This window comes from Microbacterium wangyouchuni (assembly GCF_051546305.1).
Lineage (GTDB): Bacteria > Actinomycetota > Actinomycetes > Actinomycetales > Microbacteriaceae > Microbacterium.
The window spans coordinates 221,632-233,577 of record NZ_JBPTMA010000005.1 but is presented as its reverse complement, the minus strand read 5'-3'; the positions used below and the strand labels follow the sequence as shown (position 1 = coordinate 233,577).

The following is an 11,946-nucleotide window of genomic DNA, read 5'->3' as shown; positions in this document are numbered from 1 at the left end:
TCGGGAGTCGAACTCCCGAGGCCTTCGCTGTGCGGTCAGTCGTCGTCGTCGCGGCGCTTGCGCCAGCGGATTCCTGCGGAGATGAAATCGTCGAGGTCACCGTCGAAGACAGCTGCCGGGTTGCCAGATTCATGTCCGGTGCGCAGGTCCTTGACCAGCTGCTGGCCGTACAGGAAGTACGATCGCATCTGGTCGCCCCAGCTCGCGGTGATGTTGCCGGCCAGCTGCTTCTTCTTCGCAGCCTCTTCTTCTTTCTGCAGCAGCAGAAGGCGGGTCTGCAGCACGCGCATCGCGGCGGCGCGGTTCTGGATCTGCGACTTCTCGTTCTGCATCGACACGACGATGCCGGTGGGAAGGTGGGTCAGTCGCACAGCGGAGTCGGTGGTGTTGACCGACTGTCCGCCGGGGCCGGAGGAGCGGAACACGTCCACGCGAATGTCATTCTCCGGGATCTCCACCGCCGTGGCCTCTTCCATGAGTGGAATGACCTCAACCGCGGCAAAGCTCGTCTGCCGCTTGTCCGCCGAGCCGAAGGGGCTGATTCGTGCCAGTCGATGCGTTCCCGCTTCGACCGACAGCGTTCCGAAAGCGTAGGGGGCGGTGATCTCGAAAGTGGCGGATTTGATTCCGGCGCCTTCCGCGTAGGAGGTGTCCATGACCTTCGCCGGATACTTGTGGTGTTCGGCCCAGCGCAAGTACATGCGCATGAGCATCTCGGCGAAGTCGGTGGCGTCATCGCCGCCGGCGCCGGAGCGGATCGTGATGATCGCGTTGCGATCGTCGTATTCGCCGTCGAGCAGCGTCTGCACCTCGAGCTGGTTGATGGTGGCCGTCAGCGCTTCGAGCTCGGTGCGGGCCTCCTGAGCGGAGTCCTCGTCTTCCATCTCATTCGCGAGTTCGACGAGAACCTCGAGGTCATCGAGTCGCCGGGCGATTCCCGTGATGCGCCCGAGCTCGGACTGCCGGTGACTGAGAGCACTGGTCACCTTCTGCGCTTGCTCGGGGTCGTCCCAGAGGTCGGGAGCGCCGGCTTCTTCGCTGAGTCGGGCGATGTCCTCACGGACGCGCTTGACATCGACGACCTCGCTGATGTCGGCGAAGGTGTGCTTGAGCGTCTGGATGGCGGCGGAGAGATCGAGTTCGAGCATGACACCCCAGCCTATCCTGGTTGGCTGTGTGCGTGCATGCGTGCAGTTGCGAGGGAGGTAGCGTGAACCCGTGAGCAGTGCATCGTCGGTCCTGAGGCAATTCGGACCCATGGTGTACCTGCCCACCATCCTGTTCGCGATGGGCGAGGGCGCCGTCATCCCGCTCATTCCCGTGATCGCGGCCGCTATGGGCGCCGATATCGCGGCGGCAGCGTTGATCGGCGCGGCACTCGTCGTCGGCCAACTCTGCGGCAATCTCCCCGCGGGCTGGGCTGTTGCCCGTATTGGCGAGCGCTTCACGATGGTGATCGCTGGCGCGACCGCGATGGTCGCAGTGATCGGGATGATTCTCGCTCCGGTGATCGGGGTGTTCGCGTCCGCGGTCTTTCTGCTGGGATTCTGTGCGGCCGCATTCGGTCTGGCCCGGCACACGTTCATGACGACCCGGGTGCCGCTGCCGTATCGAGCCCGCGCGCTCGCGCTTCTGGGCGGCAGCTTCCGTTTCGGCACCTTCGTCGGGCCGTTCGTCACGGCCGGGCTGCTTCAGCTCTTCGGCGATACCAGCACGGCGATCTGGTTCTTCCTCATCTGTCTGCTGGTCATGATCGTGCTCGTGCTGTTCGGCCCGGATCCGGAGAAAACGGTCTCTGCCGTCGCGGTTTCGGTCTCGCTCACCGAAGATTCCGGCGAGGTGGTGACCGGATCGATTCCCACGCTCGAGCGCATCGGGGTGTTCCAGACGATGTGGCGCTACCGCGGGGTCCTCGGCCGTCTCGGACTCGCCGCGGCCAGCCTGTCTTCGCTGCGCTCGGCACGACAGGTCGTCCTGCCGCTGTGGGGCATCTCGCTGGGTCTCGATGCACAGACGATCGCGTTGGTGGTCGGCGTCTCCGGTGCGATCGACTTCGCGCTGTTCTACGCCAGCGGCCAGGTGATGGACCGTTTCGGCCGACTGTGGGCGGCAATGCCGGCAATGCTGCTGATGGGGTGTGGCTTCCTCGCCCTCTCGCTCACCCATGATGGCGATGCCGCGATCTTGTGGTTCGGGATGCTGGCCGGTGTGCTCGGAGTGGGGAACGGTCTCTCCAGCGGCATCCTCATGACGCTCGGCGCGGATGCTGCGCCTCGACAGAATCCGGCGGCCTTCCTGGGGTCGTGGCGCACGCTGACGGATGCCGGTGGAGCACTGGCTCCGCTCCTCATCGCTGGAGTGACAGCGATCGCATCGCTGTCTGTGGCCGCTGCCTTGATGGGCGCGATCGGGCTGATCGGAGCGTACGGGTTCTTCCGTTGGATTCCACGGGGCGAGCCAGAACGCGACCCCGGCGAGACCGATTAGCGCAGCGCGGTGCGGCTGCTCGCCGTCGCCTCGAGCCGGATGCCGTCGGGCACGAACGGCGAGATCAACGGCGGATGCCACGCCGCGGCGACGGTCACCCGCGCGGTGGAATCATCAGCTGCGGATGCCGATACCACCGTCGAGGGCAGCGAGACGGCATCCACAATGGCAACGGCCTGCTCGAGAACACCCTCATCCGTGAGAACCGCGTGGACGGCATCCCCGTCGACCACGAGCGTGAAACCGTCGGCTCCGGCGAGCGCCGCAGAGTCAGCCAGCGAATCTAACCGCTTCTGAGCGATGTGCAGGTCCGTGGCGCAGACGCACACAGTGATGGCTGCCAGCGCGATTACGACATAGCCGAGCAGCAGGGGCAGGATGCTGCCGTCGTCGTTGTTCCCGGCCATCATTCTCATCCGCTCCCCCACAGCCTCGACATCTTGTGCGCGGCCTCTGCCTGCAGGGGGATCTGTGCAAGCTGGTCCAAACCGAATGTGGCCGGCACGAACGGCAGCGACACCACGGCATCCACGGTGACGAAGACAGTCACGCCGGCTGACGGGCACGGCAGGCCGGCTGGCGTGCACGAGATAGATACCCCGACATCGTCGGCATCCAGGCCGTACTCATCGGCCACATTGGCCAGCACGGCGGCACTGCTTCGGGCGGCGGATTCCTGATCATCTGATTGGCCGATCACGCGGGCGGTGTGGCGGGCGGCGGCCTCAACACCCAGGGTGCTCTGCTGGATCACTCCGAGCGTGATGACCAGGTACGCCAGCGGCACGAGGAAGATCACTCCGGCTGCCAGGAACTCCAGCGCGGCCGAACCGCTCTCATCCCCCGTCCAGCGACTCCATCGGCGCATCGGCATCCACCTCCAATCCCAACGGCACGCCCAGCAGTCCGATGATCGGCAACGTCGTGCGCACAGTCACGATGGCCGTGGGATGCCCCAATCGATCGCTTTCGATCACGCTGATGTCTTCGGCGAAACCCTCTCCGACGGCACGGACGATCGACATCCGGGTGCGTTCGGCGCCCTCGGCGAGAGTGGTGTCGGCGAGGGCCGCGTAATGTGCCCCTTCGACGGCGGCATCGTGCACCACGTTGCGCACATACACGGCGAAGCCCAGCTGCAGGACGGCCAGAGTGAGCACAGTGAGCAGCGAGCCGACGAGAATGAAATCAACGGGACTGGACCCGCGGTCATCCAGCGCCCACGCTCGCCGACTCACATCAGATTCCGGACACGCTGGAGATCGCTTGCTCGAACACTCCGACCAGCGCAGGGCCGGCCACCGCCCAGATCATGAAAACAAGCCCGGCGGTCATCAAGGTCACCAGCACCCAGCCCGGAACGTCGCCGGTATCGTCCTCGGCGAAGTTTCGTGCCTCGGCGGTCGCTCGCTGCCACCAGTTCGCAATTTGATTCATTATCGATCCTCTCTTCGGTGATTGGTCCGACTCAGCCCACGCCGAGCCGGAGAATGAACATCCCGGGAAACACCGCAAACAGCACCGACAGCGGCAAAATCAGAAAAACAAGCGGCATCATCATAAAAATTTCGCGTCGCCCGGCCTGTTCGATGAGCAGTCGCTTCGCTTCGTCGCGTGCGTCGGATGCCTGAGCATGCAGCACCGCGGCCAACGGTGCACCGTGCTCGAGCGCGGCGATGATCTGATCGGTCGCTCGCGAGAGCCCGGGCAGGCGCAGGCGGGTGTCCATCTCAGCAAGAGCTTCAGCCAGAGGCGATCCGGTTCCGGCAGCCAGCACGACCTGCCGCAGCTCAGCGGTCAACTCGCCCGAGCCGATCGCGGCGACCCGGCGCAGCGCATCGAGGAATCCCTCTCCGGCAGACAAGCACAGCGCGAGAAACTCCAGCGTCGTGGGCAACTCGTCACTGAGCCTGGCCAATCGGGTCTTGACACGACTCGTCAGCAGAACGTCCAGTGCCACCGCCGCTGCGGCACTGAAGACCACCGGCAGCACGGCTGCGGGCGGCGTCATCCGTCCGGTCAGCGCGAGGAAGATGACAACGACACTTCCCCCACCGAACCCGGCGAGCGCCCATCCCAGTTGCCGCGCTCGAAATGCGGCCGGCCGCTCACTGCTGCCGGCCTGCGAAAGCCGTTGCGCGAGCGCGTCGCTGTCGCCGAATCCGTGCAGCAGAGCCGTCTTCACCCGAGCGATACCCGTTGCCGCATACGCAGGCAGAACCCCGAACCGCGGCAGGACCCCCGCGGGCAGTACCGCGTCGTCGACGGCATCGCGCACATACGGAGCGATGCGAATGGTCAGCGATGCGGCCCGCCACCGCGGCGCCGCCGCGAAAATGCACAGGATGCCGGTAGCCAGTAGCCCGCCCAGCAGCACTGCCATCGCAGCATCCGTGATCGCGTTCATGCGAACCACCGCCGGGGTTCGGGAAGGCGGCCAATACGTACCATGATCCGAAATGCGACCACAGAGACCACCGCGCCGCCGCCGATCACCAAAACGCCTTCCGGACTGGCATAGGCCTCGGCTCCCTCCGGCCGCATCACGAGTAACGCCAAAATCACCCAGGGCGCAACGACGCCCAGCACCGCGGCTCCGCGAATCCAGGACTGACGTGCTTCGACCTCTCCCCGCAGCGCCGCATCGGCGCGGACCGACGATCCCAGTGCCCGAAGCACACCGGTGAGCTCGGTGCCACCGACCTGCCGCGCCATCTTCAACGACTCGACGATACGGTCCGCGATCGGATCGGCCAGTGCGCTCTTGAGCCGCTCGATACTGCTCTCGAAGCGTCCGGTGGCACGCAGATCTCTGGCGAACACCGCGAAGGCCGGTCGCACCATCACTGGGGCCGAGTCTGCGAGGCTCGCCACAGCGTCCGGCAGTGACAACCCCACCCGAATCGAGGCGATGAGCAGATCGCACACATCGGGCCACAGCTGCCTGCGCGCCTTCAGCAGTCGGAGCTTGCGGGATCGCAGGAAGGCGATCGGTGCGGACCCGGCGGCGATCGCGGCGACCACAGCAAGCACGACGATCCCGGTGAACAGCCACACCAGGGACGCCGCCACAAGCCCCACGGCCACGATGACCGCAATCACGGTGCGCTGCTCTACCGATCCGAAGCCCGCTTCTTCGATCAGCCGTGCCAGGCGACCGGACGCCGACGGCGTGCGGGTTTCATCTTCCTGCGGCAGTCGCGGCCACAACCATGGTGAGGCGCACAGCAGCAGACCCGCGGCGAGCAGCGCGCCAACGAATAGTGTCATCTGCGCTCCTCCGCCCGGTAGAGCGTTCGACTGATGAGGCGGCCCTCGACCACCTCGCCGGTCGGCGCGATCACCTCACCGATGAAGCGCCTGCCTGCGGCATCGCGCGCGCAGTGCACAACCAGCGAGACGGATGCTGCGAGCGCCGGTGCGATGAAGGATCGATCGATGTTCCGCCCGGCGAGCAGCGGCAGGAGCGTGAGCTTCTCGAGCGCCTCGACGGCTGAATTGGCGTGGACGGTACCAGCGCCGGGAACACCTGTGTTCAGAGCAAGCACGAGATCCAGCGCCTCGGCGTCACGCACTTCACCGACGACCAGTCGCTCCGGTCGCATGCGCAGGGCCTCTTTGACGAGGCGACGCAGCGTGATCTCCCCCGTCCCCTCCAAACTGGCCTGTCTTCCCTGGAGCGCAACGACGTCCGGCCCATCGACGGCGAGCTCGAATGTCTCTTCTACCGTGATGATCCGCTGCGTGTGCGCGCAGGCTCCCAACAACGCTCCCAGCAGCGTTGTCTTCCCCGCATGCGTCGCCCCCGAGACGATGACGCTCTGACCATCGTGCATCGCACGATTCAGCAGTTCGGCAACGTCGGCGGGTACGGAGCCTGCCTCGACCAGCGACTGCAGCGTCCGATGACTCGGCAGGAACTTGCGAATGTTGACCGCCCACGAGCCCCTGACCACATCCGCGATCGCAACATGCAGGCGTGACCCGTCCGGTAATGAGGCATCCACGAACGGCTGGCTGATATCTACGCGTCGACCAGTGGCCTGCAGCATCCGCTCTACGAGGTCGCGCACGATCGCGTCGGTCAACCGCAATGCCACACGTTCGGACACACCACCGCGTGCGACGTACACACGGTCGGGTCCGTTCAGCCAGATTTCCTCGATTTCGGGATCATCGAGAAGAGGCTGTAGGGGCCCGAAGCCGCTGACCGAGGCGAGCACATCTCGCACGCAAGCAACCTCATCATCAATCGTCGCTTCCCCACGCGACAGTGCGAAATCGTTGTGCCGTCGCACTTCTGCTTGTGCAATGCGCCTCGCCTCCTCCGGTGCGAGGGACGGATCCGTCTGCTCTGTCCGCAGGCGACGGCGCACGCGCTCGGCGACAAGGAGGGAGGGCTGACTCACTCTGGCATCCTCGCAAGGATCGGCGATCAGCCTCGGAAGTTATCCACAGGGCCATCTTTTTCACACGAGATGATGCCGCCAAGATTTCTGGTTTTCCCGAATCGCCCGGCGGGGCTTACCAGCTATTGGGATGTCGGATCACGCACATAGAATGGGTGAGCCGCGCGGAAGTGGTGGAATTGGTAGACACGCAGGATTTAGGTTCCTGTGCCTTCGGGCGTGTGGGTTCAAGTCCCATCTTCCGCACATGCAACACATCGCACTCATCCCTTGGCTCGATCCTGAGGTGATCATCGGGGCGGCAGGGCCGTGGGCGCTGCTGGTGGTGTGCTTTATCGTGTTCGCCGAAACCGGGCTGCTTGTCGGGTTCCTCCTGCCGGGCGACACGCTGTTGCTGATCGCCGGGCTGCTCACGCACACGAGCGACGTGTTCGGGCTCAATGTCTGGTGGGTTTCCCTGCTCATCGCCCTCGCCGCATTCGTCGGTGGCGAGGTCGGCTATCTCATCGGGCACAAGGGCGGCCCCGCCGTGTTCGAACGCAGGGATTCCGGGCTGTTCAGCCGCAAGAATGTCGAGCGGACGAATGCGTTCTTCACACGCTACGGCGGCATCACCGTCATCCTGGCGCGCTTCGTTCCCATCGTGCGCACCTTCGCTCCGGTCGCGGCCGGCGTCGGCCATATGCCGTGGAGGCGATACAGCCTCTACAACCTCATCGGCGCGCTGCTGTGGGGATTCGGGCTCACGATGATCGGCTATCTGATCGCCTACATCCCCCCGGTGGCCTGGTTCGTGACCGAGTACATCGACCTCATCCTGCTCGTCGCCGTCGGCGGTACTGCGGTGGTCACCCTGTGGCATTACTTCGCGGAACGCCGCCGGGTCAGACAAGAACGCGCCAGCGAGGTCAGCCCCGGCTGAATCACGCCGTATCGGCGCGCTTCTCCTTCGAGCGCGCGATACTCGCCCGCAGCGCCTCCATGAGGTCGATGACTTCGCCACCGGTGTCCTCGGTGTCTTCAGACTTGAAGGTCTCGGCGACATCGAAGGTCTCACCGGCCTTGATCTTCGCGTCGATGAGGGTCCTGAGCTCTTGCTGATACTCGTCCACGAACGATTCCGGATCGAAGTCGGACGAGTAGCTCTTGACCAGGCTCGCCGACAGTTCCAGTTCCTTCTTCGAGATCTTGACCTCTTCGTTCAACGACTCGAATGAGGCCTCGCGCACCTCGTCAGCCCACAGCAGCGTTTGCAGCACGAGCACGTCACCGCGCACGCGCAGCGCAGCCAACCGCGTCTTCTGCCGGAGAGTGAAGCGTACGATCGCCGTGCGATCAGTCTGTTCGAGCGTCTGGCGCAGCAGCACGTAGGCCTTCGGAGACTTCGAATCCGGCTCGAGGTAGTAGGCCTTGTCGAGAGTGAGCAGATCGACCTGCTCGCTCGGCACGAACTCGACGACGTCGATCTCACGGCTTCGTTCGGCGGGGAGTGCCTCGAGATCTTCCTTCGTGAGCACAACCATCTGGCCGTCGTCCTCGAACGCCCGGTCGATGTTGGAGTATGCGATGACCTCGCCGCACACCTCACAGGTGCGCTTGTAACGGATGCGCCCGCCGTCCTCATCGTGCACCTGATGCAACGAGACATCGTGATCCTCGGTGGCCGAGTAGACCTTTACCGGCACGTTCACGAGCCCGAATGTCAGGGCACCTTTCCAGATCGTCCTCATGACACCATGAGACACCGTAAAGTCCGCCGATGCCAGGGGCTTGTGGATAGTCTTTCGTCATGTCACGAGCCGCGCAGGTCGTCGAAGTCGACGGCAGACGCCTGCGCCTGACCAACCTCGACAAGGTTCTCTACCCGGAAACCTCGACGACAAAGGGTGAGATCATCGCCTATTACACCGCCGTCGCTCCGCGGATGCTGCCGTTGCTGGCCGGACGGCCGGTCACCAGAAAGCGCTGGGTGAACGGCGTCGGAACAGCGGATGCCCCGGGCGAGGTGTTCTTCGCGAAGCAGCTGGAGCGGGGTACACCGGATTGGGTGCAACGGCGAGCGATCGAGCACTCCGGAGGGCCCAAGGACTATCCCCTCATCGCGGATCTGGCCAGCCTGGTTTGGTTCGCGCAGGTCGCAAGTCTGGAACTGCACGTGCCCCAGTGGCGCTTCAGCGCTGACGGCTCACGGCAGAACCCGGATCGGCTGGTGCTGGACCTCGATCCCGGCCCGGGTGCCGATCTGGCACAGTGCGCCCAGATCGCACGCTTCGCTCGCGCGATCCTGACAGACATGGGTCTGGACCCGATACCGGTCACGAGCGGCAGCAAGGGGATCCACCTTTATGCCCCGTTGGATGGCACCTCCACCAGTGATCAGGCCTCCGCCGTAGCCAAGGAACTCGCCCGGGCGATCGAAGCCGACCACCCGGACCTCGCGACCAGCACCATGGCGAAGGCTGAACGCGGTGGCAAGGTCTTCCTCGACTGGAGTCAGAACAGCGGGTCGAAGACGACTATCTCGCCGTACTCGCTGCGCGGTCGCACAAGGCCGACCGCGGCGGCGCCACGTACGTGGGAAGAGCTTGAGGAGCCGGGGCTCCGGCAATTGACATTCGATGAGATCACCGCCCGTCTCGACGCGGGGATCGACCCTTACGCTGCCATGTTCCCGTCGCAGCAGAACACCGCACTCGAGCCGTATCTCGCCAAGCGAAGTGCCGAGAAGACGCCGGAGCCCATGCCACAGCAAGCCTCCGCGCTCCAACCGAAAGCGGCTCCCCGTTTCGTCATCCAAGAGCACCACGCCAGGCGCCTGCACTTCGACCTGCGCATCGAGCGCGACGGGGTGCTCGTGAGCTGGGCTGTGCCCAAAGGTGTGCCCGAGCGCAGTGATCGCAACCACCTCGCGGTGATGACCGAGCCGCACCCGCTGGAGTATCTGACGTTCCACGGCGAGATCCCGAAGGGCGAATATGGCGCTGGTGCCATGACGATCTGGGACACCGGCACAGTCGAGATCGAGAAATGGCGCGAGGACGAGGTCATCGGAACCTTCCTCGGCACCGGACCGCTCGGAAGCGCGCGACTCGCGTTGATCCGCACCGGCGGATCCGGCGAGAAGTCATCGTGGCTGCTGCACCGGATGACAGAGAGGTCACACACAGCACCGCGCCCGATGCTCGCCGAATCAGGAACACCGGGCCTCGCGCGATCGCTGCGTGCGCCGTGGAGCGAGATCAAATGGGACGGGATCCGCGCGATCGGTGTGTGGCGAGAAGGGCGCATGCGCCTGTACGCCCGAAGCGGCACAGACATCACGGCTCGCTATCCGGAGATCACCGCTGACGGCGCACCGCATCTCGCCTCACCAGAGGCGATCGTCGACGGCGAGATCGTCGCATTCGACTCCTCCGGACTCCCGAGCTTCAGCAGGCTGCAGAGTCGGATGCACCTGACCAATGCGAGGGAGATCGAACGCGAGGTGGTGCGCACTCCGGTCGCGTACCACCTGTTCGATCTTCTCAGCCTCGACGGTCAGGATCTCGCAGTGCTCCCGCTGCGTGATCGTCGAGAGTTGCTGGAGAGTCTCGCGGAAACAGCGGACGTACCGGTTGTCGTGCCGCCGGTGTTCGACGATCTGGATGCTGCGATGCAGCTCAGCTGCGACTTCGGGCTCGAAGGCGTCGTCGTCAAGGAATCGGGCTCTCGTTATCGGCCGGGTACGCGTTCCGGCTCCTGGTTGAAGATCAAACACACCCGCATGCAAGAGGTCGTGATCGCGGGCATCCGTCTCGGCAAGGGCAGCAGATCCGGTGGCATCGGCTCGCTTCTGCTCGCGATACCCGACGATGATGGCCTGCGCTATATCGGGCGCGTGGGCAGCGGCTTCGACGATCGGATGCTTCACGATCTTGATGAACGCTTGACACCACTGCGCATCCAGAAGAGTTCGATTCACGGTGTCCCTCGCGCGGATGCGAGCGATGCGCTGTGGGTCCAGCCGGTCATCGTCGGCGAGGTGGAGTTTGCGAACTGGACTCCGGACGGCGTCCTGCGCCATGCCCGTTGGCGGGGTCTCAGGCCAGACAAGAAGGTCGAGGAGATCACGCTCGAGCAGTGAGATCAGGCGTGAGCCTCCTCGCAGTCCGCTGCCGCGTCAGACTCGATCTGGAATGTCGAGTGCGCGACGTCGAAGTGGTCGATGAGGCAGCTCTGCAGGTGCTCGAGAAGCTCGTCGGTGCGCCCTTCGGCCAGGAGTTGCTGCGAGACCTTGACGTGTGCGGTAAAGACTGGAGCTCCTCGGGTCAGCTGCCATACGTGCACATCATGCACGCTGGTGACGCCGTCGAGGGCGAGCAGATGATCGCGGATCTCGCTGACGTGCGTATTCGCTGGCGCTGATTCGGCCAGCACCGAGAACACTTCCCGCAGCAGCACGATCGCTCGCGGAATGATCATGACCGCGATGAACAGGGAGGCGATGGCATCGGCTGGCATCCAGCCGGTCGTCACGATGATGATGGCTGCAACGATCACCGCGGCAGAGCCGATCATGTCGCCGAGCACTTCGAGGTAAGCGCCGCGGACGTTGATGCTGGTCTTCTGAGCGGAGCTGAGCAACCACATCGCAATCGCGTTGGCGATCAGGCCGATGACGGCCACGACGAGCATGAGCGGCCCGGCAACCTCGGTCTCGGTGGGCTCCAGCAGCCGTTTGACACCCTCGACCCCGACCGTCGTTGCCAAGACGATGAGGATGATCGCGTTGATCAGCGCGCCGAACACCTCGGCACGCTGATAACCGAACGTGCGGCGATCGTCCGCGGGGCGGGCAGCGACCGTGCTCGCGATCAGCGCGATCACCAGCGCCGAGGCATCGGTGAACATGTGCGCCGCGTCGGCCAGCAGCGCAAGCGAGCCGGTCAGAATTGCGCCGATGACCTGCACGATCATCACCGTGGCAGTCAGGCAGAGCGAGATGGTCAGCAACCGGCGGTTGCTGAAGGCGCGAATCCCTCCTCGCGGTGCGTGATCGTGCATGCCACCA

The 11,946-nt window shown here is 64.7% G+C and carries 13 protein-coding genes and 1 tRNA gene; 4 read left to right on the top strand and 10 right to left on the bottom strand.

Annotated elements, in window-relative coordinates:
• Nucleotides 1-35 precede the first annotated feature (35 nt).
• A complete protein-coding gene (prfB, locus tag ACSS7Z_RS12520) occupies nt 36-1,148 on the bottom strand; it encodes a peptide chain release factor 2 (protein WP_438255167.1) in 1,113 nt (370 codons plus the stop codon).
• A gap of 109 nt (nt 1,149-1,257) precedes the next feature.
• On the opposite strand from prfB, the gene ACSS7Z_RS12515 reads away from it, so the two are divergent.
• Nucleotides 1,258-2,487 (top strand): MFS transporter, encoded by a 1,230-nt coding sequence (locus ACSS7Z_RS12515; protein ID WP_438255238.1) that lies wholly within the window; start codon nt 1,258-1,260, stop codon nt 2,485-2,487.
• Here the strand turns inward: ACSS7Z_RS12515 and ACSS7Z_RS12510 are convergent.
• From ACSS7Z_RS12510 to ACSS7Z_RS12480, 7 genes are read right to left on the bottom strand one after another with little or no spacing between them, the layout of a single operon-like run.
• Complete coding sequence (locus tag ACSS7Z_RS12510; RefSeq protein WP_438255165.1) at nt 2,484-2,897, bottom strand: pilus assembly protein TadG-related protein; 414 nt, start codon at nt 2,895-2,897, stop codon at nt 2,484-2,486. The genes ACSS7Z_RS12515 and ACSS7Z_RS12510 overlap by 4 nt on opposite strands.
• Nucleotides 2,898-2,899: 2 nt before the next feature.
• The gene (locus ACSS7Z_RS12505) at nt 2,900-3,355 is read right to left on the bottom strand and encodes a TadE/TadG family type IV pilus assembly protein (RefSeq protein ID WP_438255163.1); all 456 of its coding nucleotides are present in this window, start codon (nt 3,353-3,355) and stop codon (nt 2,900-2,902) included.
• On the bottom strand, nt 3,324-3,725 hold the full coding sequence (locus tag ACSS7Z_RS12500; protein WP_438255161.1) for a TadE/TadG family type IV pilus assembly protein: 402 nt from the start codon (nt 3,723-3,725) through the stop codon (nt 3,324-3,326). Before ACSS7Z_RS12500 ends, ACSS7Z_RS12505 begins: the two co-directional genes overlap by 32 nt.
• Nucleotide 3,726: 1 nt before the next feature.
• Nucleotides 3,727-3,924 carry a hypothetical protein gene (locus ACSS7Z_RS12495; protein WP_438255160.1) on the bottom strand — a complete coding sequence of 66 codons (198 nt, stop codon included), beginning with the start codon at nt 3,922-3,924 and terminating at the stop codon, nt 3,727-3,729.
• Between the two features lie 31 nt (nt 3,925-3,955).
• Entirely contained in the window at nt 3,956-4,894 is a 939-nt protein-coding gene (locus ACSS7Z_RS12490) for a type II secretion system F family protein (protein ID WP_438255158.1), read from the bottom strand.
• Nucleotides 4,891-5,757 (bottom strand): type II secretion system F family protein, encoded by an 867-nt coding sequence (locus ACSS7Z_RS12485; RefSeq protein WP_438255157.1) that lies wholly within the window; start codon nt 5,755-5,757, stop codon nt 4,891-4,893. The genes ACSS7Z_RS12490 and ACSS7Z_RS12485 overlap by 4 nt, the downstream gene beginning before the upstream one ends.
• Entirely contained in the window at nt 5,754-6,896 is a 1,143-nt protein-coding gene (locus ACSS7Z_RS12480; RefSeq protein WP_438255155.1) for a TadA family conjugal transfer-associated ATPase, read from the bottom strand. The genes ACSS7Z_RS12485 and ACSS7Z_RS12480 overlap by 4 nt, the downstream gene beginning before the upstream one ends.
• Before the next feature lie 164 nt (nt 6,897-7,060).
• On the opposite strand from ACSS7Z_RS12480, the gene ACSS7Z_RS12475 reads away from it, so the two are divergent.
• Both ACSS7Z_RS12475 and ACSS7Z_RS12470 read left to right on the top strand, forming a co-directional pair.
• Nucleotides 7,061-7,142: transfer RNA gene (locus ACSS7Z_RS12475), tRNA-Leu, on the top strand.
• A 1-nt stretch (nt 7,143) separates the two neighbouring features.
• Complete coding sequence (locus ACSS7Z_RS12470; RefSeq protein WP_438255154.1) at nt 7,144-7,818, top strand: DedA family protein; 675 nt, start codon at nt 7,144-7,146, stop codon at nt 7,816-7,818.
• Between the two features lies 1 nt (nt 7,819).
• On the opposite strand, the gene ku is transcribed toward ACSS7Z_RS12470, so the two are convergent.
• Nucleotides 7,820-8,626 (bottom strand): non-homologous end joining protein Ku, encoded by an 807-nt coding sequence (gene ku / locus ACSS7Z_RS12465; RefSeq protein ID WP_438255152.1) that lies wholly within the window; start codon nt 8,624-8,626, stop codon nt 7,820-7,822.
• 59 nt (nt 8,627-8,685) lie between these two features.
• Here ku and ACSS7Z_RS12460 point away from each other — a divergent pair, with 59 nt between their 5' ends.
• Nucleotides 8,686-11,019 carry an ATP-dependent DNA ligase gene (locus ACSS7Z_RS12460; protein ID WP_438255150.1) on the top strand — a complete coding sequence of 778 codons (2,334 nt, stop codon included), beginning with the start codon at nt 8,686-8,688 and terminating at the stop codon, nt 11,017-11,019.
• Between the two features lie 2 nt (nt 11,020-11,021).
• Here ACSS7Z_RS12460 and ACSS7Z_RS12455 read toward each other — a convergent pair whose 3' ends face one another.
• A complete protein-coding gene (locus ACSS7Z_RS12455) occupies nt 11,022-11,939 on the bottom strand; it encodes a cation diffusion facilitator family transporter (RefSeq protein ID WP_438255149.1) in 918 nt (305 codons plus the stop codon).
• Between the last annotated feature and the right edge of the window lie 7 nt (nt 11,940-11,946).